The organism is Streptomyces sp. NPDC001728 (assembly GCF_040297565.1).
In the GTDB taxonomy this organism is placed as follows: Bacteria; Actinomycetota; Actinomycetes; order Streptomycetales; family Streptomycetaceae; genus Streptomyces.
Genome location: NZ_JBEOZK010000009.1, coordinates 233,376 through 259,911, shown reverse-complemented (window position 1 = coordinate 259,911; position 26,536 = coordinate 233,376). Strand labels below are relative to the sequence as shown.

The window sequence follows — 26,536 nt, the reverse complement described above, 5'->3', positions numbered from 1 at the left end:
GGGCCGGGCGCGCACCCGGCCGGCCCGCTCCGATCCGCACCCCGGGGGTTCCGCACCGTGCGCGTCAAGCCGTACGTCCTCCTCCTGAGCGCCCTCCTCGTCCTCCTGGGCCTCGCGCCGGTCGCGCGGGCCGCCGAGAACGGCGAGTGGGCCGTCTACCCGGCCGCCGCGAAACTCGGCAGCCGCCCGTACTTCTTCCTCACCGCCGACCCCGGCTCCACGGTCACCGACCGGGTCACCGTCGCCAACAAGACCGCCGCGCCGCTCACCTTCCGGCTCTACGGGGCCGACGCCTACAACACCGACCGGGACGGCGGCTTCGCCGTCCGCACCCAGCGGGAGAAGCAGACCGGCGCGGGCGCCTGGATCAAGCCCGAGCGGACCCGGATCACCGTCCCGCCCGGCTCCGCCGTCACCGTCCCGTACACGCTGACCGTGCCCGCCGACGCCGACCCCGGCGACCACCCGGGCGCCCTCGTCGCCCTCGACGAGCGGATCAGCCCCGGCGCGAAGGGCTCCGTCGCCGTCGGCGTCCAGCGGGCCGTCGCCGCCCGCGTCTACCTCCGGATCAACGGGCCGACCGTGCCCGCCCTCGCCGTCGAGGACGTCACCCTCGACCAGGACCGGCCGCTGGTCCCCGGCACCCGGAGGAGCAGCGCCGTCGTCTCGTACACCCTGTACAACCGGGGCAACGTCACCCTCAGCCCCAAGGTCGTCCTCAAGGCGGAAGGGCTCTTCGGCCGCACCCTCCTCGACCGCGACCTGGCGAAGGTGCCGGCCGAGCTGCTGCCCCGGCAGAAGATCAGGCTCACCGAGCGGTGGGCCGGCTCGCCGCAGCTCGACTGGGGTGACGTCACCCTCACCGCGACCGCGAAGGACGTGAAGGAGACCGGCACGGTGTCCTTCCTGGCACTGCCCTGGCTCGCCGCCGGAACCCTGCTCGTCGGGGGTGCGGCGGGCGTCTTCGCCCTGCGGGTACGGCGCCTCCGGGCGGCCCCGGCGGACGCGGGTACGGACGCGAGTACCCACTGAGTGCGTGAGGCGGGCGCTCATCGGGGACAATGGCCCCCATGAGCGCTCGCAACCAAGAAACCGAAGCCGTCCACCGGGCCGGCTTCGCCTGCTTCGTAGGCCGCCCCAACGCGGGCAAGTCCACTCTCACGAACGCTCTGGTCGGCCAGAAGGTGGCCATCACCTCGAACCGGCCGCAGACCACCCGGCACACGGTGCGCGGCATCGTGCACCGCCCCGAGGCGCAGCTGATCCTGGTCGACACCCCCGGGCTCCACAAGCCGCGCACCCTCCTGGGCGAGCGGCTCAACGACGTGGTGCGCACCACCTGGGCCGAGGTCGACGTGATCGGCTTCTGCCTGCCCGCCGACCAGAAGCTCGGCCCCGGTGACAAGTTCATCGCCAAGGAACTGGCCGGGATCAAGAAGACCCCCAAGGTCGCGATCATCACCAAGACCGACCTGGTCGACTCCAAGACGCTCGCCGAACAGCTGATCGCCGTCGACCAGCTCGGCAAGGAGCTGGGTTTCGAGTGGGCGCAGATCGTGCCCGTCTCGGCCGTCGGCAACAAGCAGGTCCAGCTCGTCGCCGACCTGCTGATCCCGCTGCTCCCGGAGTCCCCGCCGCTCTACCCGGAGGGCGACCTCACGGACGAGCCCGAGCAGGTCATGGTCGCGGAGCTGATCCGCGAGGCCGCGCTCGAAGGCGTACGGGACGAGCTGCCGCACTCCATCGCCGTGGTCGTCGAGGAGATGATCCCGCGCGAGAACCGCCCGGCTGACCGGCCGCTGCTCGACATCCACGCCAACGTGTACATCGAGCGCCCCAGCCAGAAGGGCATCATCATCGGCCCGAAGGGCAGCCGCCTCAAGGAGGTCGGCATGAAGTCCCGCAAGCACATCGAGGCGCTGCTCGGCACCCCGGTCTTCCTGGACCTCCACGTGAAGGTCGCGAAGGACTGGCAGCGCGACCCGAAGCAGCTGCGGAAGCTGGGGTTCTAGGGAGACCCGCCACCCGTCCGGCAGGAGGACGGCGGTGAAGAGGGTCCCGAAGCAGCTGCGCAAGCTGGGTCCCTGAGAGCTTCTACGCGCCTTCCTTGAGGACCCTCGTGATGAGGGTCCTCTGCGCGTCCGAGAGGCGCGGGTCGCGGCAGCGGACCGTGACGCCGTCGACGGTGATCTCGTAGGCGAAGCCGTCCGGCACGCCCCGGCCCTCGTCGCCGCCCTCGTCGAGGACGGTCCCGGCCAGGGTGTGCCAGCCGTCCGCGTCCGGCCGGCCGGAGGTGTCCACCTCCGCCGACCGCTCGATGCCCGCGAAACCGCCCGTGCGCCGCACTCGAATCCGCATGGGCCCTGTCTACCAGCCGGTCAGTCGGTGGGCACCCCCACCGCGGACCAGGCCTTCAGAACGGCCTGGATCTCCTCCCCTTCGCCGTACCGCGCCTTCGCCGCCGCCACGGTGGCCGCCGCGAACTCGGAGAAGCGGGCCTCGGGGGTGAGCGTCCCGCCGGTCATCACGTCGTACCAGATCTGCCCGGTCCGCTCCCAGGCGCTGCCGCCCAGCTCGGTCGCGGCCAGGTAGAAGGCGTGGTTGGGGATGCCGGAGTTGATGTGCACCCCGCCGTTGTCGCGGCCGGTGCGCACGTAGTCGTCCATGTGGCCGGGCTGCGGGTCCTTGCCGAGGACGTCGTCGTCGTACGCGGTGCCCGGGGCCTTCATGGAGCGCAGCGCCGTCCCCTCCACGTTCGGGTGGAAGAGGCCCTCGCCGATGAGCCAGTCGGCCTGCCCGGCGGTCTGGCCGAGGGCGTACTGCTTCACGAGCGAGCCGAAGACGTCGGAGACGGACTCGTTGAGCGCGCCGGACTGGCTGAAGTACTCCAGGTTCGCCGAGTACTGGGTGAAGCCGTGGGCCAGCTCGTGGCCGATGACGTCCACGGGGAGGGTGAAGTCGAGGAAGATCTCGTTGTCGCCGTCGCCGAACACCATCTGCTCGCCGTTCCAGAAGGCGTTGCCGTAGTTCTCGTCGTAGTGGACGGAGGCGATCAGCGGCAGCCCGGAGCCGTCGATCGAGTCGTGCCCGAAGGCGTTCATGAAGAGCTCGAAGGTGGCGCCGAGGCCCGCGTACGCCCGGTTGACGGTGGCGTCACCGGTGGCCTCCTCGCCCTCGCCGCGGACCTTGACGCCGGGCAGGACCGTGCCCCGCTCGCAGTCGTGGACGGTGCGGTGCGGCCGGCCGGTCCCGGCGGGGGTGGGCGCGGTGCCGGGCAGCGGCAGGACCCGGAAGGTACGGGCCGAGGCGTCCGCGACGAGGGTGCGGCGGGCGGTCGCCGCGACGGCCGCGTTCGAGGAGCGCGCGAGGTGCTCCAGGAGGTGCGGGGGGACGATCGAGCAGAAGACAGGCGTGTGGGGAGTCATCTCCGCAATGTGGCACTGAGTGAGGCGCGTGTCACGGGATGAGACGAGGATTGGCGAAATGGAGTGATGCGTCACTGTTCGGCATTGACGCGGAGGCCGTCCCGCATACTGAAACAGGACGTCCGTCTCCGTCGTCCTGGGCTAGGCTGCCGCCATCATGCGTTTCGGGCTGCTTCTCCTTAGCTGCCGCGGCGAGGGCCTGTAGTCGTAGGCCGACCCCCTCCCCGCGGGACCTGGTGTTGCGTTCGACAGTCGGCCGTCCTTCTTGCTGGACCCGAGGAGCCCAACGCGATGACCCAGTCCCCGTTCGTCAGCCGCCCCACGCCGGTCACCAACGCGACGCAGCTGCAGAAGCCGTCCGGGATGCCGATCCACAAGTACGGCCGGTACGAGGCCGTGGAGATCCCCGACCGCACCTGGCCCGAGCAGCGCATCACCACGGCGCCCCGCTGGCTGTCCACCGACCTGCGTGACGGCAACCAGGCGCTGATCGACCCGATGTCCCCGGCGCGCAAGCGCGAGATGTTCGACCTGCTGGTCCGCATGGGCTACAAGGAGATCGAGGTCGGCTTCCCGTCCTCCGGCGAGACCGACTTCGCGTTCGTGCGCTCGATCATCGAGGACGGCGCGATCCCGGAGGACGTCACCATCTCCGTACTGACCCAGGCCCGCGAGGACCTGATCGAGCGGACCGTGGAGTCCCTGGTCGGCGCCGGGCGCGCCACCGTCCACCTGTACAACGCGACCGCGCCCACCTTCCGCCGGGTCGTCTTCCGCGGCTCGAAGGAGCAGATCAAGCAGATCGCCGTGGACGGCACGCGGCTGGTCATGGAGTACGCGGAGAAGCTGCTCGACGAGCGGACGACCTTCGGCTACCAGTACAGCCCCGAGATCTTCACCGACACCGAGCTGGACTTCGCCCTGGAGGTCTGCGAGGCGGTCTGTGACGTCTGGCAGCCCGGTCCGGGCCGCGAGATCATCCTGAACCTGCCCGCCACCGTGGAGCGTTCGACGCCGTCCACGCACGCGGACCGCTTCGAGTGGATGTCCCGGAACCTGACCCGCCGCGAGCACGTCTGCCTGTCGGTCCACCCCCACAACGACCGCGGTACGGCGGTGGCGGCGGCCGAGCTGGCGATCATGGCCGGCGCCGACCGCATCGAGGGCTGCCTGTTCGGCCAGGGCGAGCGCACCGGCAACGTCGACCTGGTGACCCTGGGCATGAACCTGTTCAGCCAGGGCGTCGATCCGCAGATCGACTTCTCGCAGATCGACGAGATCCGCCGGACCAGCGAGTACTGCAACCAGATGGAGGTCCACCCGCGCCACCCCTACGCGGGCGACCTGGTCTACACCGCCTTCTCCGGCTCCCACCAGGACGCCATCAAGAAGGGCTTCGACGCGATGGAGGCCGACGCGGCCGCCGCGGGCAGGACCGTCGACGAGATCGAGTGGGCGGTGCCGTACCTGCCGATCGACCCGAAGGACGTCGGCCGCTCCTACGAGGCCGTCATCCGGGTCAACTCGCAGTCCGGCAAGGGCGGCATCGCCTACGTCCTGAAGAACGACCACAAGCTGGACCTGCCCCGCCGGATGCAGATCGAGTTCTCGAAGATCATCCAGCAGAAGACGGACACCGAGGGCGGCGAGGTCACGCCGGCCGCGATCTGGGCCGTCTTCCAGGACGAGTACCTGCCGAACCCGGAGGACGCCGCGGCTCGCTGGGGACGGATCCAGCTGCGCTCCGGCCAGACCACCTCCGACACCGACGGCACGGACACGCTGACCGTCGAGGCGGTCGTGGACGGCGCCGACACCGTCCTGACGGGCTCCGGCAACGGTCCGATCTCGGCCTTCTTCGCCGCGCTGCAGGGCATCGGCGTGGATGCCCGCCTGCTGGACTACCAGGAGCACACGATGAGCGAGGGTGCCTCCGCGCAGGCCGCCTCGTACATCGAGTGCGCCATCGACGGCCAGGTCCTGTGGGGCATCGGCATCGACGCCAACACGACCCGCGCCTCCCTGAAGGCGGTCATCTCGGCGGTCAACCGCTCCGCCCGCTGACCCCGCGCGAAGCAGGCCGACCCGCTCGGACCCCTGCCGCCCCGCCCCTTTCCGAAGGGGCGGGGCGGTCTCGTATATGAGCTGCCATGCGAGCCGCCGTGTGAGCTGCATCACTGCTTCAGGTTCGCTTAAGGAAGATCATCCCGCTATGCCGGAATCAATGGCATATCGGATGAGTTGACGGCACATCAGGGAATGGCGGAAGGTCAACGCGTCCCCTCGGACACCCCCCCACGCGCCCCCTTCGCACCTCCCTGACCTGGAGTTCCGCATGCGTACGACCGCTGCCGTGGCCACCGTTCTCGCGGTGACCGGTGCCGCCCTCGCCTGGGCCCCCGCCGCTTCCGCCACCACCACCGAGTGCGTGGCGCAACCGCTGGGCACGGCCGGTCTGTACGCCGAGTTCGTCGAGAAGGACTCCACCCGCCACTCGGACTCCGAGGGTGCGGTCGCGGTCGGCGGCGACGCGTACTTCGGCGACCCGAAGCAGCCCTCCGGCTTCTCGATCGGCCACAAGCTCACCGGCGCCGACCTCGCCAAGCTGCCGGGCGGTCGCAGCCTCGTCGTCGGCGGCACGCTCTACGCGAACCAGGTCGTCCTGGACAACGGCACCGGCATAGCCGGCAAGGTCGTCGACCGCTCCACCCCGGGCCAGGGCTTCGGTGTCGACGGGGACAAGGTCGCTCAGGGCGCCTCCCCGGTCGACTTCGGCAAGGAGTTCACGAACCTGCGGGCGCTGTCCACCGGCTGGGCCGCCACGGAGCCCAACGGCGCGGTCGCCTCCTCCGGTGACGGCATCTTCCTCACGGGCACCGACCCGAAGCTCAACGTCTTCGCCGTGAACGCCGCCGACCTGGAGAAGTTCCGCGCGATCACCCTGGACGTCCCGGTCGGCTCCTCGACCCTGGTGAACGTGCTCGGCACCTCGTACGACATGAGCACCTCGGCCACCTACGGCGTCTACTACGAGAACCTCGACGGCGGCGCCCCGGTCGTCGACGACTACGCGGTGCCGCGCGACGAGTACCGGCAGATCCGCTCCAAGCTGCTGTGGAACTTCCCGCAGGCCGAGAGCGTGAAGAAGAACTACACCTCGTGGCCCGGCACGATCTTCGCGCCGAACGCCAAGGTCGAGATGGGCGGGAAGAACATCGGCCCCGGCCACGTCAACGGCTCGGTCGTCGCCGAGGAGCTCGTCACCGTCCCCGGCGCCGAGACCCACCAGATGAACTTCACCGGCTGCCTGCCGGGGGAGAAGACGCCGGGCCCGGTCGTCACCCCGGAGACCCCGAAGCCGACCGACACCCCCGTCCCCACCCCGCCGGCCACCCCCGAGCCCACCCCCAGCGAGGGGGGCTCCACCCCCACCGCGACGCCGTCGACGCCGGGCGGCTCCGCCTCCCCGTCCACCCCGGCCGGTCCGGGTGAGGCCACCACTGCCCCGGCGACGACGCCGACCCCGGCGCCGTCCGCCACCCCGGAGGGTGATCTCGCGACGACCGGTTCGGCCATCGGACCGGGCGTGATCGGCGCCGCCGTGGCCGCCGTCCTCGTCGGCGGAGGCTTCCTGGCCTTCGCAAAGCGCCGTCGCCGCGCCTCCTGACCGATTCCGGAAGCGTGTCGTGTCTCGGCCAACTCCTGAGTGAACTCCTGACGGGGTGCTGACGCCACATCAAGGATGTGGCTAACATCACGCCAACGCCGGCAGTGCAGCCGGGCCGTTGAGGAGGTGCGTGTGCGGTCTGCCCGGAATTCACGTGGTGGGAAAGTGGGCGTCTGCGGAATCCGTACCTCCTGGAACACCGTCGGAGACGGCGAGTTCTTCTGCGAGGAGTGCGGGGGCGACCGCAACTACCGGCGGCGCACCGGCCGCCGCAGGTTCGCCGTCCTCGGGGTCCCCGTCCTGCCCCGGGGCTGTACGGGGCCCGTCGTCGAGTGCGCGGCCTGTCACACCCACTTCGGCACGGAGGTGCTCGACCACCCGACGACGAGCCGTTTCTCCGCGATGCTGCGGGACGCGGTGCACACCGTCGCCCTGGCCGTGCTCGCGGCCGGCGGCACCGACTCCCGCGAGGTCCTGGACCGGGCCGTCCACGCGGTCCGGTCCGCCGGCTTCGCGGACTGCACGGCCGTCCAGCTCGTCGACCTCGTGGAGGCCCTGGAGGCCGACACCGGGCGGTTCATGCCCGAGGTGAACCCCGAGGGGGCGCTCCTCGCGATCGAGCTGCACGAGGCCCTGGAGCCGCTCACCCCGCACCTGGCACCCTCGGGGCGGGAGTCGATCCTCGTCCAGGCCGCCCGGATCGCCCTCGCGGACGGCGCCTACAGCCCGTGCGAGCGCGAGGTCCTCGGCACCGTCGGCAACGCGCTCGCGCTCACCCCCGACGACGTGACCCGGCTCCTGGCCTCGGCCAGGACCGTTTCGTAGGGCCCGGCCCTCAGCGCCGTACCGCTCCGGCGGCGCCGAGCATCGTCGCGCGCCGGGCGTCCGGTACGGCTCCGAGCCGTTCGAACAGGGCCCGCGCGGTGCCCAGCTCCCTGCGCGCCTCCGCTTCGTCGCCCATCGCCCGGTGGGCGACCGCGAGCAGCGTCCGTACCCGGGCGGCCTCGTACGGCACACGCAGCTCCCGCCAGCCCGCGAGTGCCCTCCGCAGCACCTCCCGGGCCTCCCGGGGCGGTGCGACCGAGCCGAGCGCCGTGTCGGCGAGGGCACGCGGCAGCGGTACGTCGTCGGCGAGGGCGTCCAGTTCGGCCGCCGCCTCAGCCGCCCCTGGCATGTCGTCGACGGCGAGCGCCACTTCGGTGCGGGCGGCGAGCAGCCGGGCCCGGCCCATCAGGTCACGGCCGGCCGTGGCGTGGTGGGCCAGGGCGAGTTCGACGCCCGCGACGGCCGCGTCGGTCCGGCCCTGCGCGAGGCGCAGCAGGGCGAGGCCCGGCTGCGGGACGCGGCCCAGGTCGTGGGCGTGCCCGTACGAGACGGCGGCGGCGTCCGTACGGCCCTGGCGCCGCTGGATCTCACCGGCGGTGTAGCACGCGGCGGCGGCGGCCTCCAGCCGGTCCACGGGCACTTCCCGGCAGGCCTGGCGTGCCTCGGCCTCGGCGAGCGCCCAGGCGCCGAGGAGGTCGAGCACCTCGGCCCGACGGGCCCGGCAGACCCCCCGGAAGGGGTTCTCGCCGGCGGGCACGGCCATGGGCGGCACGGGCGCGTCGGCCGGGAGGCCGTCGGCCGGGAAGCGGTTGGCCGGAAGGCCGTCCGCCGTGCGGCTGTCCGTCGGGAGGCCGTCCTCCTCCGGCCGGCGGCCCGACCACGGCGGCGCGCACCACTCCATCGCCGCGTTCGTCCACTCCGCCGCCCGGCCGAGGGCCGCCGTCTCCATGCACCGGGCGAGGCTCAGCTCGTACAGGCGGCCCGTGAACATGCCGCTCAGTTCTCCCGCCGCCACCATCCGCATCGCCTCGTCCAGGAGGGCGAGCGCCTCGGTCCTGCGGCCGGCCGAGAGCAGCGCGCCCGACTCGGCCTGGAGGCCGAGGGCCAGCAGATCGGGGCTGCCGGAGCGCAGGGCCAGATCCGTCACACGGCGGGCCGAGCCGAGCGCGGCCCCGGGGTCGCCCCGGGCCTCGGCCTCCTCGGCCGCCGTCCAGGCGAGATAGCACTGCTCGGGGCAGTCCGGCAGGTCCTCCAGATGGTGCCCCGCCCGGTGCAGCCAGCCCGCAGCCGCCGCGGGCCGTCCGAGGCCCCGGTACTCCTCCGACAGCCACCAGGCGGCCAGCCCGGCGCCCCGGTGGTCCCCGGCGGCGACATGGGCGGCGTGCGCCCGCAGCCGGGCGGTGACGGACTCCTCGACGTGTCCGGACCACCAGGCGGCGTCGGCGAGGACGGAGAGGTCGTCGGCGGTCAGGCCGCGCGACGGGTGGCGGTCGTGCGCGTGGAGCAGCGTGTACGCCTCGGCCCAGGCCTCACGGGAGGCCGCGTCACGAGCGCGTGCGACCGCGTCGGCCGCGGGCGGGCCGTGCATGGTGGGTGCGGACATGGCTCACGCCCCTTCCCGGTCCTTTTCAGGGTAGGACCGGGAAGGGGCGTGGGCTCGTCGTGAAGGACCTACTCGATCGCGCCGCTCGCGCGCAGCATGTCCTCGCGCTCGACGATCTTCACGCGCTCGCGGCCCTGCTGCTCGCCGAGTGCCTTCTCGGCGGCGTCCAGGGCGTACCAGCCCTCCCACGTCGTGTACGTGAGGCCCCGGCTCTCCAGGAACGACACGACGGCGTCCTCCTCCGGGGCGTCCGGGGTGAGCAGCCGCCCGTTCGCGAAGTCGTCCAGGAGGTTCGCCACGGTCTCGTTGGCGTCGCCCTTGGTGTGCCCGATGAGGCCGACCGGGCCGCGCCGGATCCAGCCGGTGCAGTAGGTGGAGGCCATGTGCTCGCCGGTCTCCTCGACGACCCGGCCGCCCTGGTCCGGGACGGTGCCGGTGGTGGTGTCCCAGGGCAGCTTGGGCAGTTCGTCGGAGAGGTAGCCGACGGCGCGGTAGACGGACTGGACGTCCCAGTCGGTGGTCGTGCCGGTGCCCTTCACGTTCCCGGTGCCGTCCAGCTCGGTGCGCTCGGTGCGCAGGCCGACGACCCGGCCGTCCTCGCCGAGGATCTCGACGGGCGACTCGAAGAAGTGCAGGAAGAGCTTGTGCGGGCGGTCGCCGACATCGCGGATCGCCCAGTTCTCCAGGGTCTTGGCGACCATGTCGGTCTGCTTGTTCCTGCGCCGCTCGGCGATCGAGCCCTCGTCGTAGTCGATGTCCTCGGGGTTGACGATGACCTCGATCGTGGGGGAGTGGTCCAGCTCGCGCAGTTCCATGGGGCTGAACTTCGCCTGGGCCGGCCCGCGGCGCCCGAAGACGTGGATCTCGACGGCCTTGTTGGCCTTGAGGCCGTCGTGGACGTTGGCCGGGATCTCCGTCGGCAGCAGCTCCTCGGCGGTCTTGGCGAGGATGCGGGCGATGTCGAGCGCCACGTTGCCGACGCCGAGGACGGCGACCTTCTCCGCTTCGAGCGGCCAGGTGCGCGGGACGTCGGGGTGGCCGTCGTACCAGGAGGCGAAGTCGGCGGCGCCGTAGGAGCCGTCCAGCTCCACGCCCGGGATGCCCAGCGGGCGGTCGGCCATGGCGCCGGTCGAGAAGATCACCGCGTCGTAGAAGGCGCGCAGGTCGTCGAGGTGCACGTCGGTGCCGTAGTCGATGTTGCCGAAGAGGCGGACCTGCGGCTTGTCGAGGACCTGGTGGAGGGCGTTGACGATGCCCTTGATTCGGGGGTGGTCGGGGGCCACGCCGTAGCGGATGAGACCGAAGGGGGCCGGCATCCGCTCGAAGAGGTCGATGGACACACCCGGCTCGGCGGCGGCCTCGGACTTCAGCAGCGCATCGGCGGCGTAGATTCCGGCGGGGCCGGCGCCGACGATCGCGACCCGGAGGGGGCGGGGCATGACTGGGTTTCCCTTCGCAAGCGAGGTGGCGGCGAAGCCGCCGACACTTAGGCCACCCTAAATAATGCCGGACGCGGACCGGTACCCGCCCCTGGTCTATGAATCCATAAGGTGGACTTATGACTTCCATAAGTCCACCTGTGTGTCGTACGGGCGATCAGGCGGTGTCCGGTCAGCCGGTGGGCGTCTCGGTGACCGCGGTGATCCCGCCCGCCCCTGGCCGGGGCCTGTCTGGCAATTCGGGCCCTGGCCGACGACGACGTTGTGCGCCGGGATGATCGTGGGCCGGATGCCCGCCTGGCCGAGGTCGGCCAGGACCGGGCCGAAGGCCTTGGCGTGGGCTTCGAGTGCCTCCGCGCTCTCCCGGGCCTCCGTCACGCAACGCCCGGGATCCTGGTGCCAAGTGACCGGGTGATTCTGTAGAGCGACGAGGGTCCGGGCCGTGTGCGCTTCACCGCCGCCGGATCATCGGGGAGCGTTCCCGATGGAAATAGGGCTCGTTCGAAAATACCGCCGGTTTGCAGGACTCCTCGATTCTCATCACCACATCCCACCGCGGCTTTCGAATTCCCTGCTCGAACAGGCCGATGTGCGCACCCGAAACGAACACCCGTGCAGCCTGTTCCCCTGGGGAGCCCCGCCCCGCCGCCCGCCTTTGGCCATGAACTAACTCCCTGATGCTACGCCGCAGTTGTGCGACCTGCGCATCTGTCGATTCTACGGATCCACCGCCACCCTGGTGAGGCGAAGCGGGAAATGGATTCAGAAAGGCATACGTTGGTGAAGGAAGACATCATGAAGACGACCACGGGGACACTCGAAGCCGCACAAGAGGCCGTGACGGAATTGCGCGAGGCGCTCGCCAGGGCGGGAATCACGCTTCCCTCGCTCGGGCTCGACGCCGTCACGCTCTCCGCGGAGACCCCGAGGCCGCTCGTCGAATTGGGACGCTGCACGGTGGAAACGGCCCGGCTCCTCGCCGCCGCCCTACTGCCGGAGGAGGAGAGCAGGTCATGACGCTGCCCATCGGGTCGTACGTCGTGGAGATCCGCACCGGGCGGGTCGGAAGGGTCATGGGCCACGAGGGCCCCTACGTCCAGATCCGGTCGCTGGGCGGCGGGCGCGAGTGGGACGTGGAGCCCGAGGACGTACGGGAGGCCACCTCGGCCGAGCGGCTGAGCGCGGCCACCGCGCATGTGAACGCGCGGAGCCGGGGCGAGGTGCCCTGACGCGGGCGGGGAAGCGCCCGGCCTCCGACTCCCGGTCAGGGTCCTTCCTCCCGTACGCGAGAATGGGCCCATGAGTCTGTTCCGCGACGACGGCATCGTGCTGCGCACCCAGAAGCTGGGTGAAGCGGACCGCATCATCACGATCCTCACGCGCGGTCACGGACGCGTACGCGCCGTCGCGCGGGGCGTCCGGCGGACCAAGTCGAAGTTCGGCGCGCGACTCGAACCGTTCTCGCACGTGGACGTGCAGTTCTTCGCCCGGGGGAGTGAGCTGGTCGGCCGCGGGCTGCCGCTCTGCACCCAGAGCGAGACGATCGCCCCCTACGGCGGCGGGATCGTCACCGACTACGCCCGGTACACCGCCGGCACCGCGATGCTGGAGACGGCGGAACGGTTCACCGACCACGAGGGCGAGCCCGCCGTGCAGCAGTACCTGCTGCTCGTCGGCGGTCTGCGGACCCTCGCCAGGGGCGAGCACGCCCCCCACCTCATCCTGGACGCCTTCCTCCTGCGCTCCCTCGCCGTGAACGGCTACGCGCCGAGCTTCGAGGACTGTGCGAAATGCGGAATGCACGGGCCGAACCGGTTCTTCTCGGTCGCGGCCGGCGGCGTCATCTGCGGCGACTGCCGGGTGCCCGGAAGCGTCGTACCCTCTGCGGAGGCCATCGGCCTGCTCAGCGCGCTGCTCACCGGCGACTGGGAGACGGCGGACGCGTGCGAGCCGCGTCACGTCAGGGAGGGCAGTGGGCTCGTGTCCGCCTATCTGCACTGGCACCTGGAGCGCGGCCTGCGCTCCCTGCGGTACGTAGAGAAGAGCTAGGAGATCCATCGCCATGGCCATCGCACGACTTCTCGGGCGCCAGCGTCGGGAGTACAGCACCCCCGAGCCGCACCCGTCCGGCGCCCGCCCGCCGAAGCTCCAGTCGGAGCTGGTCCCGGAACACGTCGCGATCGTCATGGACGGCAACGGCCGCTGGGCGAAGGAGCGCGGGCTGCCGCGCACCGAGGGACACAAGGTCGGCGCCGAGCAGGTCCTCGACGTGCTCCAGGGCGCGATCGAGATGGGCGTGGGGTCGATCTCGCTGTACGCCTTCTCCACCGAGAACTGGAAGCGCTCGCCCGAAGAGGTCCGCTTCCTGATGAACTTCAACCGCGACTTCATCCGCAAGTCCCGCGACCAGCTCGACTCGCTCGGCGTCCGGGTGCGCTGGGTGGGCCGCATGCCGAAGCTGTGGAAGTCGGTGGCCAAGGAGCTCCAGGTCGCCCAGGAGCAGACCAAGGACAACACCAAGCTGACGCTGTACTTCTGCATGAACTACGGCGGTCGCGCCGAGCTGACGGACGCGGCGCAGGCGATGGCCGAGGACGTCAAGGCGGGCCGGCTCGACCCGGCGAAGATCACCGAGAAGACGATCCAGAAGTACCTGTACTACCCGGACATGCCGGACGTGGACCTCTTCCTGCGGCCCAGCGGCGAGCAGCGCACCTCCAACTACCTGATCTGGCAGAGCGCGTACGCCGAGATGGTCTTCCAGGACGTGCTGTGGCCCGACTTCGACCGGCGCGACCTGTGGCGGGCCTGCGTCGAGTTCGCCCAGCGCGACCGCCGCTTCGGCGGCGTCGACCCGGCCGACATGGCCGTACTCGACAAGGCCTGAGCGGAACCCGGGGGGATCACCATGGACGAACAGCTCGTACTCGCCTATTCGCCCGACCTCGGCGACGTGAAGGAGGCCGTACGGGTCCGGCTGCGGGCGACCGTCTGGTGGCGGCTGCTGCGGTGGACGGCCTGGGGCGGCGGCGTGCTCGCCTTCCTGGTCGCCGGCCTGGCCCTGCTGCCGCCCTCGCCGGAACCGGGTACGACGGCCCTGTTGCTGGCGCTCGGCCTCCTCGCCGTGGGCTGTGCGGAGTCGCTGCCCTGGCTGACGGCCCGGATCGTCTTCCGGCTGATCAGGTCCCAGGGCGACGCCACGGCCGTCGTCGGCGAGGACGGGGCCCGGTGGACCTCCCGGGACACGGAGACCACGATCCGGTGGGGGCTGCTGCCGCGGTACGTGGAGACACCCCGGCTCTTCGTGCTGCTCACGGCCCAGCAGTCCGGCACCGGCTTCGCGTACCTGCCCAAGCACGGGCTCGCCGGCCCGGCCGACGCCGACCGGCTGCGGGCGATCCTGGACCGGAACATCACTCACGCCTGAGACGACGAGGGGCCGCACCGAAGCGATTCGGTGCGGCCCCTCGTATGTCAGGTCACCTCTCGGGTCACCTCTCAGGTCACCGCTCGGGTCACTTCTCCGCGCAGTCCGCGCACGTCCCGAAGATCTCCACCGTGTGCGCCACGTTCACGAAGCCGTGCTCCGAGGCGATCGTCTCGGCCCACTGCTCCACCATCGGGCCCTCCACCTCCACGGCCTTGCCGCAGACGCGGCAGACCAGGTGGTGGTGGTGGTCGCCGGTCGAGCAGCGGCGGTACACCGTCTCGCCCTCGCTCGTGCGCAGCGCGTCGACCTCGCCCGCGTCCGCCAGGGACTGGAGCGTGCGGTAGACGGTGGTGAGGCCGACCGAGTCGCCGCGGTGCTTGAGCATGTCGTGCAGCTCCTGGGCGCTGCGGAACTCGTCCACCTCGTTCAGCGCCGCCGACACGGCGGCCCGCTGCTTGGTCGAACGGCCTTGTACGGGGGGTCCTGCCGTCACCACGGGGGCCTCCTTGAATGCTTGTCTGCCCCCGCCATTCTGCCAGTCCCCCGTGGTGCCGAGGCCTGACCGGATCAGACCTTCACGTCGTCCGTCGGCCGCCGGGTGGCCGGAACCGGTACGTCGCACCCGGCCGCGGCCACCTCCGCCGCCCGCGCCCGCCGTTTCGCGAGCGGGGTGGCGAGGAGGGTCAGGACGATGAAGACCCCGATCGCGTACAGGACGATCGTCGCGCCGGGCGGTACGTCCTGGTAGTACGAGGTGACCGTGCCGGCCAGGGTGACCACGATGCCGGTCGCCACCGCGAGGACGAAGGTCGCGCGGAAGGACTTCGACAGCTGCTGGGCCGCCGCCACCGGCACCACCATCAGCGCGCTGACCAGGAGCAGGCCCACGACCCGCATGGCGACCGTGACGGTCACCGCCGCCGTGACCGCGATCAGCAGGTTGAGGGCGCGCACCGGCAGACCCGTGACCCGGGCGAACTCCTCGTCCTGGCTGACGGCGAAGAGCTGCCGGCGCAGACCGACGGTGACCAGGACGACGAAGGCCGCCAGGATGCCGATCGCGGTGATGTCCTCGGTGGACACCGTGGAGAGCGAGCCGAAGAGATACGAGCTGAGGTTGGCGTTGGAGCCGGTCGGCGAGAGGTTGATCAGCAGGACGCCGCCCGCCATGCCGCCGTAGAAGAGCAGCGCGAGCGCCAGGTCGCCGCGGGTCTTCCCGTACGCCCTGATCAGCTCCATCGCCACCGAGCCGACGACGGCGACCAGGGTCGCCATCCAGACCGGGCTGGAGTTCAGGAGGAAGCCGAGGCCGACGCCGGTCATGGCGACATGGCCGATGCCGTCGCCCATCAGTGCCTGGCGGCGCTGCACCAGGTAGATGCCGACGGCGGGGGCGGTGATGCCGACGAGGACGGCCGCGAGGAGCGCCCGCTGCATGAAGGCCGGTTCGAGGAAGTCCATGATCAGCTCAGCAGTCCCGTGCGGAGCGGCTCGCCGGCCGCGTGCGGATGTACGTGGTCGTGGCCGGGCAGGGCGTGCTGGCCGACGGCCTCGGGCGGCGGGCCGTCGTGGACGACGCAGCCGTCGCGGAGCACGATCGCCCGGTCGATCAGCGGCTCCAGGGGGCCCAGCTCGTGCAGGACGAGGAGGACCGAGGTGCCGCCCGCGACCTGCTCGCGCAGGGTCGCGGCCAGGATCTCCTGGCTCGCGAGGTCCACGCCCGCCATCGGCTCGTCCATGATCAGGAGTTCGGGTTCGGAGGCGAGCGCGCGGGCGATCAGGACCCGCTGGTGCTGGCCGCCGGAGAGCGCGGAGACGGAGTCCCCGGCCCGGTCGGCGAGGCCGACGAGGTCGATGGCCCGCTCGACGGCGGCCCGGTCCTGCCGGGACAGCCAGCCGAGCCTCTTGCGGGACAGCCGACCCGAGGAGACGACCTCGCGGATCGTGGCGGGCACGCCGCCGGCGGCGGTGGTGCGCTGCGGCACGTAGCCGACCCGGGCCCAGTCGCGGAACCGCTTCCGGTCGGTGCCGAACAGCTCGATCGTGCCGCCCGTCAGCGGCACCTGGCCGATGACCGAGCGGACCGCGGTGGACTTGCCGGAGCCGTTGGCGCCGAGCAGCGCGACGACCTCGCCGCGGCGCACGGTGAGGTCGACGCCCCGGAGGACGGGCCGGGCGCCGAGGGCCGCCGAGGCTCCGCGGACGGAAATGACGGGTTCCGGTTCCATCGCTCGTACCTCCTGGGATGCGGTGATCACTTGGCGCCGAGGGCCTTCTGCAGCGCGGTGAGGTTGGACTGCATGACCTCGATGTAGTCGTCGCCCTTCGACTTGTCCGTGATTCCCTCCAGCGGGTCGAGCACGTCGGTCCTGAGACCGGTGTCGCCGGCGAGGGTCTTCGCGGTCTTGTCGCTCGCGAGGGTCTCGAAGAACACGGTGGTGACCTTGTCCTTCTTCGCGATGTCCTGGATCTCCTTGATCCGGGCGGGGCTCGGCTCGGACTCGGGGTCGACGCCGGAGATGCCCTCCTGGTCCAGGCCGTACCGCTCGGCGAGGTAGCCGAAGGCGGAGTGGGTGGTGACGAAGGTCTTCGTCGCGGTGTTCTTCAGGCCGGTCTCGAAGGCGGTGTCCAGGTCGCCGAGCTTCTTCACCAGGACGGCGGTGTTCTTCTCGTAGTCGGCGGCGTGGTCCGGGTCCGCCTTCTCCAGCGCGGCGCCGACTCCCTTGGCGACCTCGGCGTACTTCACGGGGTCGAGCCAGATGTGCGGGTCCCCGCCGGCCTCGGAGCCGTGGTCCTGACCGGCCTCCTCGGAGCCGTGGTCGTGGCCGACCTCGGTGCCGTGCTTCTCCAGCGTGGTGAGGGTGGCCGCGTCGACGGTGTTCTTGACGCCGGCCTGGGCGATCGCGTCGTCGACGGCGGGCTGGATGCCCTTGAGGTAGAGGACGACGTCGGCCTCGCCGAGCTCGCCGATCTGCTTCGGCTTGAGCTCCAGGTCGTGGGGTTCGACGCCGGGCTTGGTGAGCGTGTCGACGGCGACGTGCGCGCCGCCTATCTGCTCGGCCAGGTACTGCATGGGGTAGAAGGACGCCACCACGTCCAGCTTGCCGTCGCTGCCCTTGTCGGCCGCACCGGAGGTTCCGCCGCAGGCGGAGAGGGTGACGGCACCGAGGGCGACGGCTCCGGCGAGCGCGGAACGGGGTATGAGGCGGCGTACGTTCATGACACCCATTTTCAACAAAGATGGAAACGATTGTCAATTGTCGTAGCTGTGGCCCGCCCCACGCGCTCCCGCGCGCACCCCCCACGCGCTCCTCGCGGGCCCTCGTCGCCGAACCGATTTGATACGGGGGGTGCGGGCGCCGGTAACCTGAGGCATTCGCACTTCGTCGTCGTAATGAAGAGAGCACCGTGGCCGCCGAGAAGATCGACACCATCGTCAGCCTGAGCAAGCGCCGTGGCTTCGTCTACCCGTGCAGTGAGATCTACGGCGGCCAGAAGGCCGCCTGGGACTACGGACCGCTGGGTGTCGAGCTCAAGGAGAACCTGAAGCGTCAGTGGTGGCGTTACATGGTCACCGCGCGCGAGGACGTGGTCGGCATCGACTCGTCGGTCATCCTGGCCACCGAGGTCTGGGAGGCCTCCGGCCACGTCGCCACCTTCACCGACCCGCTCACCGAGTGCACCTCCTGCCACAAGCGCTACCGCGCCGACCACCTGGAGGAGGCGTACGAGGAGAAGCACGGCCGCCTCCCCGAGAACGGCCTCGTCGACCTCAACTGCCCCAACTGCGGCAACAAGGGCACCTTCACCGAGCCCAAGCAGTTCTCCGGCCTGCTCTCCACCCACCTCGGCCCGACCCAGGACTCAGGTTCCGTCGCCTACCTGCGTCCCGAGACCGCGCAGGGCATCTTCACCAACTTCGGCCAGGTGCTGCAGACCTCGCGCAAGAAGCCCCCGTTCGGCATCGCGCAGGTGGGCAAGTCCTTCCGGAACGAGATCACTCCGGGCAACTTCATCTTCCGCACCCGTGAGTTCGAGCAGATGGAGATGGAGTTCTTCGTCAAGCCGGGCGAGGACGAGGAGTGGCAGGAGTACTGGATGCAGCAGCGCTGGAACTGGTACACCGGCCTGGGCCTGCGCGAGGAGAACATGCGCTGGTTCGAGCACCCGCAGGAGAAGCTCTCCCACTACTCGAAGCGCACCGCCGACATCGAGTACCGCTTCTCCTTCGGCGGCAGCGAGTGGGGCGAGCTGGAAGGCGTCGCCAACCGCACCGACTACGACCTGAACGCCCACTCCAAGGCCTCGGGCGCCAACCTGACCTACCTGGACCAGGAGTCCGGCGAGCGCTGGACGCCGTACGTCATCGAGCCCGCCGCCGGTGTCGGCCGCGCGATGCTGGCGTTCCTGCTCGACGCGTACACCGAGGACGAGGCCCCGAACGCCAAGGGCGTCATGGAGAAGCGCGTCGTCCTGCGCCTCGACCGGCGCCTGGCGCCGATCAAGGCCGCGGTCCTGCCGCTGTCCCGCAACGCGCAGCTCTCCCCGAAGGCCAAGGGCCTGGCGGCGGACCTGCGCCAGAACTGGAACATCGAGTTCGACGACGCCGGCGCCATCGGCCGCCGCTACCGTCGCCAGGACGAGATCGGCACCCCGTTCTGCGTGACCGTCGACTTCGACACCCTCGACGACAACGCGGTGACCGTGCGCGAGCGCGACACCATGAAGCAGGAGCGCGTCTCCCTGGACCAGATCCAGAGCTACCTGGGCAGCCGCCTGATCGGCTGCTGACCCGCTCGCGCGGCACGCGGAAGCCCCCGGTTCCGGACGACGGAACCGGGGGCTTTCCCGTGGGGTCGGGGGGCCGCGCCGGTCAGACCGGGGCTTCCGCCCCCGTGCCCGCTCCCGCCGCCGCTGCCGCCTGGGCCTCCGCCTGGCGCCTCGCGCCCTCGGCCGCGCGGCGCTTGCCGAACCAGGCCGTCCACACGCCCAGGACGCCGAGCACGCCGTAGATCATGAGCGGGCTGAGCGTCACCATGGTCGAGGTGCTCAGCGTGTACGCCAGACCGATCCGCACCAGCGCCTCGGTCACGTACGCCACGCCCCACACCAGCGTCATCGTGCGCATCGTGGAGCGGAAGCCCTCGAACTGCCACATGCCGTTCCACCAGGCCGTGCTGGCCGGAGTGCCGTCGGTCGCGAACTTGCGGCCGAAGTAGAACATCAGCGGTCGCGGCGCCAGCAGCGTGACCAGACAGAGCAGCCCGAACAGCCCTGTCACGCCCGAGTCCTTGATGAGCAGCGCGCGGGCGGTGTGCGCGCCGATCAGCGAGACCAGGGCCGTGATCACCAGGAAGACCAGGGTGACGACGGCGAACTCGTCGACCTTGCGCCGCCAGGCGACCATGACTGCGCTGTCCAGGACCGGCCAGGCACTTCCGGCGAGCAGGGCGGTGAACTCGGACCAACCGTGGTTCTCGGTCAGGGTGTTGTACGTGACGATCGGCGCGACGACGTTGAGGCCGATGGTCAGGATCCAGCCGAGAGCGGCGGAGCCTCCGGAGCGGGCGGGCCGACCCGGTCGTCCGTCGGCCGGTGCGGCCGGTGGCCCGCCGGGTGCGGACACGGCTTCGGACATGGTTCCCCCTGGTGGTGATGTCGGGCGCGGTGCGGGAGAACGCTAGTCATGTCCCAGACAAGGAACGGGAAATTCCGCGCCAAATGATCTTCAAGTGCCGTCCCCGCGCGGTCCCGGCAGCGGTGAGTACCGGGACGGCGCGGGGAAAACCGGGTGCAGACGGACGCGTGCCGGGGGTAGCGTCGCCGGCATGTATTCGTTCTTCCAGATCTACGAGTGAGCGCCTTCGGCGCCAGGCCGAGCCCGATCGAAGCCCACCTCACTGACGGGAGAACACCGTGTCCAAGACCCGCAACAACAACCTCCTCGGCGTGGGCGGACAGCGCAAGAAGCTGTCCCGCGCCGACCAGCACGGCACCGGCCAGGGCCGTAACGCGGCCCGAAGCTCCGCCGACGACCGCAAGCAGGAGCTGCTGAAGAAGATGCGCGAGCGCGCGCAGGCGGCAGCGGAGAGCACCGACGCCGCGGACACCACGCGGGCGGCCGAGCCCGCCGACGCCGACACCGGTCGGCAGTAGCAACCACGAAGGGGCCCGGGGCGCACGCCGCCCCGGGCCCCTTCGCCCTGCCCGGGCGCCTCCCGGCCCGCCCCGGGCCCTTCCTCCTGCCCGGGGCGCACGCCGCACCGGCCCCCTTCACCGCGACGTGGCCCTCTCCGACGCCACCCCGCCCCCTTCTCCCTCCTCCGCCAGGCACCTCGCCGTCCGTTCCGCCGTGCGCCTCGCCCAGCTGCCGCTCGTCAGCGCCCCGACCGCCAGGACGGCCAGTCCGCAGGCCGTCACCACCCAGTGGGCCGGCCGCGCCGCCGCCACGAAGGCGTCCGGGGACGCCCCCGTCCCCACCCCGGCCGCCAGGACCGCGCCCACCACCGCCACCCCGAGCGTCTGCCCCACCTGGCGGCTCGTCGAGGCCACCGCCGACGCCACCCCGGCCTGCGCGCGGGGCATGCCCGAGACCGCCGTGTTGGTGATGGGGGCGTTCACCAGGCCGAAGCCGATGCCGAACACCACGTATCCGGCGAAGAGCAGCGGATCGCTCGTCTCGGCCCCGAAGGCCGCGAAGAGCAGCGCCCCCGTCGCCATCGCCGTGCCCGCGAGGAGCAGCGGGAGCCTGGGTCCACGCGCGCCCGTGAGCCGTCCCGACAGCGGGGCGAAGACGAAGGTCATGCCCGCCATCGGCAGCATGTACAGACCGGCCTGGAGCGGCGAGAGGCCGCGCACGTCCTGGAGGTACAGCGTGTTCAGGAAGAGGAAGCCGCCGAACCCCGCGAAGGCGCAGACCGCGACCACCGTGGCACCGCTGAACGGCGCGCTGCGGAAGAACCGCAGGTCGATGAGGGGTTCGCGGCGCCTCGGCTCGTACAGGAGGAGCCCGGCGAGCGCCCCGGCCGCGATGCCGGCGAAGAGCGGGTCGGTCTCGATGATCGCGTACGTGAGGGAGCCGAGGAGCGCCGCCACCAGGAGCTGCCCGACCGGGTCGGGGCGCCGGGGCCGGGGCGCGCGGGACTCGGGGACGAACCGCAGGGTGAGGAGCAGCGCGAGGCCGGCGACCGGCAGGTTGACCCAGAAGATCGCCCGCCAGCCGACCGACTCGACGAGCAGACCGCCCACCAGGGGGCCCGCGGCCATGGAGACGCCGACGACCCCGCCCCAGACGCCGATGGCACGCGCGCGTGCTGCGGGTTCGGTGAAGGTGTTGGTGATGATCGACATGGCGACCGGGTTCAGCATCGAGCCGCCCACGGCCTGGACGGCCCGGAAGGCGATCAGCGCCTCCAGGTTCGGTGCGAGGGAGCAGAGCAGCGAGCCGAGCGCGAAGACGACGAGGCCGGTGACGAAGACCTTGCGGCGGCCGATGCGGTCGGCGGTGGAGCCGGCGAGCATGAGCAGCGAGGCGAGGACCAGGGTGTACGCGTCGATGACCCACTGCAGGCCGGTGACGGAGGCGCCGAGGTCGCGCCGCAGGGTGGGCAGGGCGACGTTGAGCGCGGTGTTGTCCAGGCTGACGATCAGCAGGCTCATGCAGCAGATCGCCAGGACGAGGAGTTGCCGGCGCCGGGGGAGCGGCGAGCGTGTGAGCTCGGGCATGTTCGGATAGTACGGCTAACTAATGACCGCCGCAGTACGCGACAATGTCCCCATGACCGCGTTCTCCCCCCTCGCCATCGGGCCGCACATCGTGCAGCCGCCGGTGGTGCTCGCCCCCATGGCCGGCATCACCAACGCCCCCTTCCGTACCCTCTGCCGCGAATACGCCGAAGGCGTTCGGGGGCTCGGGGGTCGTCCCCCGAAGGATGCAGCCAGCAGCGGCAAGGGGCTGTTCGTGAGCGAGATGATCACGACCCGCGCCCTGGTCGAGCGCAACGAGAAGACCATGCAGCTCATCCGCTTCGACGCGACCGAGCAGCCGCGCTCGATCCAGCTGTACGGGGTGGACCCGGTCACCGTCGGCAAGGCCGTGCGGATGATCGTCGACGAGGACCTGGCCGACCACATCGACCTGAACTTCGGCTGCCCGGTCCCCAAGGTGACGCGGAAGGGCGGCGGCTCGGCCCTTCCCTACAAGCGGCCGCTGCTGCGCGCGATCCTCAACGAGGCCGTGACCAACGCGGGCGACCTGCCGGTCACCATGAAGATGCGCAAGGGCATCGACGACGACCACATCACCTTCCTCGACGCGGGCCGGATCGCGGTGGAGGAGGGCGTCACGGCGATCGCGCTGCACGGGCGGACGGCCGCCCAGCACTACGGCGGTACGGCCGACTGGGACGCCATCGCGCGCCTCAAGGAGCACGTGCCGGAGATCCCGGTGCTCGGCAACGGCGACATCTGGTCGGCCGACGACGCCCTGCGGATGATGCGGGAGACGGGCTGTGACGGCGTCGTCGTCGGGCGCGGCTGTCTGGGACGCCCGTGGCTCTTCGCGGACCTGGTGGCGGGCTTCGAGGGCACGAAGGCGTACGCGGCGCCCGGTCTGCGGGAGGTCGCGGACGCGATGGTGCGGCACGCGCGGCTGCTCGGCGAGTGGCTGGGCGACGAGGCACGCGGTGTCATCGACTTCCGCAAGCATGTGGCCTGGTACCTCAAGGGCTTCTCGGTGGGTTCCGAGATGCGCAAGAAGCTGGCGATCACCTCGTCCTTGGACGAACTGAGCGCTCAGTTGAGCGAGCTGGACCTGGACCAGCCGTGGCCGGTGGGTGCGGACGGCCCTCGGGGTCGTACGTCCGGAAACAACCGAGTTGTCCTGCCGGAGGGCTGGTTGAAGGACCCCTACGACTGCTCCGGGGTGAGCGAGGACGCCGAGCTGGACACGTCCGGCGGCTGAGATCAGGCCTTTCCGGGGGAGTGATCCTCACCACCCTTGAGGGGGGTGGCGCTCAGATGAGCAGGTTACGAGCGGCTGCACTGCCTGAAAGGGTGGCACTGGGTGCCACCCTTTTTGCGTTCAAGGGTTGAACGCAAGTGGGCGAAGGGTGTGCTCGGATGAGCGAAATCCCGTCGATTCGGCCCCTTCTGCCTTCGGGGTCTGAAAGCGGAAGCTTCGCCTCGGTAACTTTCGAAGTGCTGGCGGACGGGTGGTTAAGACCACGTGTCCGCTAGGCGTACCTCCCCAGAAGCCTTCGATCTGGGTATGTTCCTCGCCGTCAGGGCAGCCAACCGAGTCATCGAGGAGTCGGGACCCGTGTCGGAAAACAATGATCAGAAGTTCGTGTACGACTTCACCGAGGGCAACAGGGACCTGAAGGACCTGCTCGGTGGCAAGGGCGCGAACCTGGCCGAGATGACCAACCTCGGTCTGCCGGTCCCCCCCGGCTTCACGATCACCACCGAGGCGTGCAAGGTCTACCTCGAGAGCGGTTCGGAGCCCGTGGAGCTCCGCGACGAGGTCAGCGCGCACCTCGACGCCCTCGAGCGGCAGATGGGCAAGAAGCTCGGCCAGGCCGACGACCCGCTGCTCGTCTCCGTCCGCTCCGGAGCCAAGTTCTCCATGCCGGGCATGATGGACACGGTCCTCAACATCGGCCTCTCCGACGAGTCCGTCACCGGACTCGCCCGCCAGGCCGACAACGAGCGCTTCGCCTGGGACTCGTACCGCCGCCTCATCCAGATGTTCGGCAAGACCGTCCTGGACGTCGACGGCGAGCTGTTCGAGGAGGCCCTCGACGAGGCCAAGGCCGAGAAGAAGGTCGCCAGCGACACCGACCTCGACGCCGCCGACCTCAAGAAGGTCGTCGAGCACTTCAAGGGCATCGTGAAGGCCGAGACCGGCCGCGATTTCCCCCAGGACCCGCGCGAGCAGATGGACCTCGCCATCGAGGCCGTCTTCAACTCCTGGAACACCGACCGCGCGAAGCTGTACCGCCGCCAGGAGCGCATCCCGGGCGACCTCGGCACCGCCGTCAACGTCTGCTCGATGGTCTTCGGCAACCTCGGCCCCGACTCCGGCACCGGCGTCGCCTTCACCCGCGACCCCGCCTCCGGCCACGCCGGCGTCTACGGCGACTACCTGCAGAACGCGCAGGGCGAGGACGTCGTCGCCGGTATCCGCAACACCGTGCCGCTGGCCGACCTCGAGTCGATCGACAAGACCTCGTACGACCAGCTCATGCACATCATGAACACGCTGGAGACCCACTACAAGGATCTCTGCGACATCGAGTTCACCATCGAGCGCGGCCAGCTCTGGATGCTCCAGACCCGCGTCGGCAAGCGCACCGCCGGTGCCGCCTTCCGCATCGCGACCCAGCTCGTGGACCAGGGCCTGATCGACGAGGCCGAGGCGCTCCAGCGCGTCACCGGCGCTCAGCTCGCCCAGCTGATGTTCCCCAAGTTCGACGAGAACGCGAAGGTCGACCAGATCGGGCGCGGCATCGCCGCCTCCCCGGGCGCGGCCGTCGGCAAGGCCGTCTTCGACTCGTACACGGCCGTGAAGTGGTCCCGCTCCGGCGAGAAGGTCATCCTGATCCGCCGCGAGACCAACCCGGACGACCTGGACGGCATGATCGCCGCCGAGGGCATCCTCACCTCCCGCGGCGGCAAGACCTCGCACGCCGCCGTCGTCGCCCGCGGCATGGGCAAGACCTGTGTCTGCGGTGCCGAGGAGCTGGAGGTCGACACCAAGCGCCGCCGGATGACCACCTCCGACGGCCAGGTCGTCGAGGAGGGCGACGTCGTCTCCATCGACGGCTCCACCGGCAAGGTCTACCTCGGTGAGGTACCCGTCGTACCGTCCCCGGTCGTCGAGTACTTCGAGGGCCGGATGCACGCCGGCGCCGACGACGCCGACGAGCTGGTCGCCGCCGTCCACCGGATCATGGCCTACGCGGACCGCGTCCGCCGCCTCCGGGTCCGCGCCAACGCCGACAACGCCGAGGACGCCAACCGCGCCCGCCGCTTCGGCGCCCAGGGCATCGGCCTCTGCCGCACCGAGCACATGTTCCTCGGCGAGCGCCGCCAGTTCGTCGAGCGGCTGATCCTGGCCGACACGGACATCGAGCGCGACCAGGCGCTCGAAGCCCTGCTCCCGCTCCAGCAGACGGACTTCGTCGAGCTCTTCGAGGCCATGGACGGGCTGCCCGTCACGGTCCGGCTGCTCGACCCGCCGCTGCACGAGTTCCTGCCCGACATCACCGAGCTCTCGGTACGCGTCGCCCTCGCGGAGTCCCGCAAGGAGCCGCACGAGAACGACCTGCGCCTGCTCCAGGCCGTGCACCGGCTGCACGAGCAGAACCCGATGCTGGGTCTGCGCGGTGTCCGCCTCGGCCTGGTCATCCCCGGCCTGTTCACCATGCAGGTGCGGGCCATCGCCGAGGCCGCCGCCCAGCGCCTCGACGCCAAGGGCGACCCGCGCGTCGAGATCATGATCCCGCTGGTCGGCACCGTCCAGGAGCTGGAGATCGTCCGCGAGGAGGCCGAGACGGTCATCGCCGAGGTCCAGGCCCGGACCGGCGTCGAGCTCAAGCTCGCGCTCGGCACCATGATCGAGCTGCCGCGCGCCGCCGTCACCGCCGGTCAGATCGCCGAGGCCGCGGAGTTCTTCTCCTTCGGCACCAACGACCTGACCCAGACGGTCTGGGGCTTCTCCCGCGACGACGTGGAGGCCTCGTTCTTCACCGCGTACCTGGAGAAGGGCATCTTCGGCGTCAGCCCCTTCGAGACCATCGACAAGGACGGTGTCGGCGCGCTCGTGCGCAGCGCCGTCCAGGCCGGCCGCGCCACCCGCCCCGACATCAAGCTCGGTGTCTGCGGCGAGCACGGCGGCGACCCGGAGTCGGTGCACTTCTTCCACGAGGTCGGTCTCGACTACGTCTCCTGCTCGCCCTTCCGGATCCCGGTGGCGCGACTCGAGGCCGGCCGCGCGGCGGCCGAGTCGAAGGGCAGCGACAGCCGCTGAGCCACGGGGCTCCGGGCCCCGGCTCCGAGCCGCGGGCGCCGAGCCCCGCTCGACCTCCGGGGCCGCCGTCGGTCAGCTCTGCGACCCTCACCGGCGGGCGGCGGCACCGGATTCAC

24 protein-coding genes are annotated in these 26,536 nt (G+C 70.9%); 14 read left to right on the top strand and 10 right to left on the bottom strand.

Going from position 1 to position 26,536, the window contains the following annotated elements:
- Positions 1-57 precede the first annotated feature (57 nt).
- Positions 58-1,032, top strand: a complete 975-nt coding sequence (locus tag ABT154_RS16715) for a WxL protein peptidoglycan domain-containing protein (RefSeq protein WP_351857560.1) — start codon at positions 58-60, stop codon at positions 1,030-1,032.
- A 29-nt stretch (positions 1,033-1,061) separates the two neighbouring features.
- Positions 1,062-2,012: a GTPase Era gene (gene era / locus ABT154_RS16710; protein WP_374115426.1), complete on the top strand. Its 951-nt coding sequence runs from the start codon at positions 1,062-1,064 to the stop codon at positions 2,010-2,012.
- 82 nt (positions 2,013-2,094) lie between these two features.
- On the opposite strand, the gene ABT154_RS16705 is transcribed toward era, so the two are convergent.
- Entirely contained in the window at positions 2,095-2,358 is a 264-nt protein-coding gene (locus tag ABT154_RS16705) for a protealysin inhibitor emfourin (RefSeq protein ID WP_351857559.1), read from the bottom strand.
- A 20-nt stretch (positions 2,359-2,378) separates the two neighbouring features.
- Positions 2,379-3,425 (bottom strand): M4 family metallopeptidase, encoded by a 1,047-nt coding sequence (locus tag ABT154_RS16700; RefSeq protein WP_351857558.1) that lies wholly within the window; start codon positions 3,423-3,425, stop codon positions 2,379-2,381.
- Between the two features lie 291 nt (positions 3,426-3,716).
- Between ABT154_RS16700 and leuA the strand changes: the two genes are divergently transcribed.
- The 3 genes from leuA to ABT154_RS16685 all read left to right on the top strand — a co-directional run bounded on the left by leuA (position 3,717) and on the right by ABT154_RS16685 (position 7,917).
- A complete protein-coding gene (gene leuA, locus ABT154_RS16695) occupies positions 3,717-5,489 on the top strand; it encodes a 2-isopropylmalate synthase (RefSeq protein WP_351857557.1) in 1,773 nt (590 codons plus the stop codon).
- Positions 5,490-5,760: 271 nt separating this feature from the next.
- Positions 5,761-7,092 carry a choice-of-anchor A family protein gene (locus ABT154_RS16690; RefSeq protein WP_351857556.1) on the top strand — a complete coding sequence of 444 codons (1,332 nt, stop codon included), beginning with the start codon at positions 5,761-5,763 and terminating at the stop codon, positions 7,090-7,092.
- A 132-nt stretch (positions 7,093-7,224) separates the two neighbouring features.
- Complete coding sequence (locus tag ABT154_RS16685) at positions 7,225-7,917, top strand: TerB family tellurite resistance protein (protein ID WP_351857555.1); 693 nt, start codon at positions 7,225-7,227, stop codon at positions 7,915-7,917.
- Positions 7,918-7,927: 10 nt separating this feature from the next.
- On the opposite strand, the gene ABT154_RS16680 is transcribed toward ABT154_RS16685, so the two are convergent.
- Positions 7,928-9,520, bottom strand: coding sequence for an ATP-binding protein (locus tag ABT154_RS16680; RefSeq protein ID WP_351857554.1), 1,593 nt, complete (start codon positions 9,518-9,520; stop codon positions 7,928-7,930).
- Positions 9,521-9,588: 68 nt separating this feature from the next.
- Positions 9,589-10,959, bottom strand: a complete 1,371-nt coding sequence (locus ABT154_RS16675; protein ID WP_351857553.1) for an FAD-dependent oxidoreductase — start codon at positions 10,957-10,959, stop codon at positions 9,589-9,591.
- A 795-nt stretch (positions 10,960-11,754) separates the two neighbouring features.
- Here ABT154_RS16675 and ABT154_RS16665 point away from each other — a divergent pair.
- The 5 genes from ABT154_RS16665 to ABT154_RS16645 all read left to right on the top strand — a co-directional run bounded on the left by ABT154_RS16665 (position 11,755) and on the right by ABT154_RS16645 (position 14,386).
- On the top strand, positions 11,755-11,976 hold the full coding sequence (locus ABT154_RS16665) for a hypothetical protein (protein WP_351857552.1): 222 nt from the start codon (positions 11,755-11,757) through the stop codon (positions 11,974-11,976).
- Entirely contained in the window at positions 11,973-12,188 is a 216-nt protein-coding gene (locus tag ABT154_RS16660) for a hypothetical protein (protein ID WP_351857551.1), read from the top strand. Before ABT154_RS16665 ends, ABT154_RS16660 begins: the two co-directional genes overlap by 4 nt.
- A 70-nt stretch (positions 12,189-12,258) precedes the next feature.
- The gene (gene recO / locus ABT154_RS16655) at positions 12,259-13,008 is read left to right on the top strand and encodes a DNA repair protein RecO (RefSeq protein ID WP_351857550.1); all 750 of its coding nucleotides are present in this window, start codon (positions 12,259-12,261) and stop codon (positions 13,006-13,008) included.
- A 13-nt stretch (positions 13,009-13,021) separates the two neighbouring features.
- Complete coding sequence (locus ABT154_RS16650) at positions 13,022-13,846, top strand: isoprenyl transferase (RefSeq protein WP_056559144.1); 825 nt, start codon at positions 13,022-13,024, stop codon at positions 13,844-13,846.
- Between the two features lie 21 nt (positions 13,847-13,867).
- Positions 13,868-14,386, top strand: a complete 519-nt coding sequence (locus ABT154_RS16645; protein WP_351857549.1) for a YcxB family protein — start codon at positions 13,868-13,870, stop codon at positions 14,384-14,386.
- 88 nt (positions 14,387-14,474) lie between these two features.
- Here the strand turns inward: ABT154_RS16645 and ABT154_RS16640 are convergent, their stop codons facing one another.
- From ABT154_RS16640 to ABT154_RS16625, 4 genes are all read right to left on the bottom strand, one after another.
- The gene (locus ABT154_RS16640; RefSeq protein ID WP_317874157.1) at positions 14,475-14,885 is read right to left on the bottom strand and encodes a Fur family transcriptional regulator; all 411 of its coding nucleotides are present in this window, start codon (positions 14,883-14,885) and stop codon (positions 14,475-14,477) included.
- Between the two features lie 71 nt (positions 14,886-14,956).
- On the bottom strand, positions 14,957-15,850 hold the full coding sequence (locus tag ABT154_RS16635) for a metal ABC transporter permease (RefSeq protein WP_351857548.1): 894 nt from the start codon (positions 15,848-15,850) through the stop codon (positions 14,957-14,959).
- 2 nt (positions 15,851-15,852) lie between these two features.
- A complete protein-coding gene (locus tag ABT154_RS16630) occupies positions 15,853-16,617 on the bottom strand; it encodes a metal ABC transporter ATP-binding protein (RefSeq protein WP_351857547.1) in 765 nt (254 codons plus the stop codon).
- A gap of 26 nt (positions 16,618-16,643) precedes the next feature.
- Positions 16,644-17,609: a metal ABC transporter substrate-binding protein gene (locus ABT154_RS16625; RefSeq protein WP_351857546.1), complete on the bottom strand. Its 966-nt coding sequence runs from the start codon at positions 17,607-17,609 to the stop codon at positions 16,644-16,646.
- A 188-nt stretch (positions 17,610-17,797) separates the two neighbouring features.
- On the opposite strand from ABT154_RS16625, the gene ABT154_RS16620 reads away from it, so the two are divergent.
- Positions 17,798-19,180, top strand: a complete 1,383-nt coding sequence (locus ABT154_RS16620) for a glycine--tRNA ligase (RefSeq protein WP_351857545.1) — start codon at positions 17,798-17,800, stop codon at positions 19,178-19,180.
- An 82-nt stretch (positions 19,181-19,262) separates the two neighbouring features.
- On the opposite strand, the gene ABT154_RS16615 is transcribed toward ABT154_RS16620, so the two are convergent.
- Positions 19,263-20,027, bottom strand: a complete 765-nt coding sequence (locus ABT154_RS16615) for a VC0807 family protein (RefSeq protein ID WP_351857544.1) — start codon at positions 20,025-20,027, stop codon at positions 19,263-19,265.
- 278 nt (positions 20,028-20,305) lie between these two features.
- Between ABT154_RS16615 and ABT154_RS16610 the strand changes: the two genes are divergently transcribed.
- A complete protein-coding gene (locus ABT154_RS16610; RefSeq protein ID WP_351857543.1) occupies positions 20,306-20,545 on the top strand; it encodes a DUF6243 family protein in 240 nt (79 codons plus the stop codon).
- Positions 20,546-20,662: 117 nt separating this feature from the next.
- Here ABT154_RS16610 and ABT154_RS16605 read toward each other — a convergent pair whose 3' ends face one another.
- Entirely contained in the window at positions 20,663-22,114 is a 1,452-nt protein-coding gene (locus ABT154_RS16605; RefSeq protein ID WP_351857542.1) for an MFS transporter, read from the bottom strand.
- 52 nt (positions 22,115-22,166) lie between these two features.
- On the opposite strand from ABT154_RS16605, the gene dusB reads away from it, so the two are divergent.
- Together dusB and ppdK are read left to right on the top strand one after the other, a co-directional pair.
- Positions 22,167-23,351 carry a tRNA dihydrouridine synthase DusB gene (gene dusB / locus ABT154_RS16600; protein ID WP_351857541.1) on the top strand — a complete coding sequence of 395 codons (1,185 nt, stop codon included), beginning with the start codon at positions 22,167-22,169 and terminating at the stop codon, positions 23,349-23,351.
- Between the two features lie 357 nt (positions 23,352-23,708).
- Entirely contained in the window at positions 23,709-26,420 is a 2,712-nt protein-coding gene (gene ppdK / locus ABT154_RS16595; protein WP_351857540.1) for a pyruvate, phosphate dikinase, read from the top strand.
- Positions 26,421-26,536 lie beyond the last annotated feature (116 nt).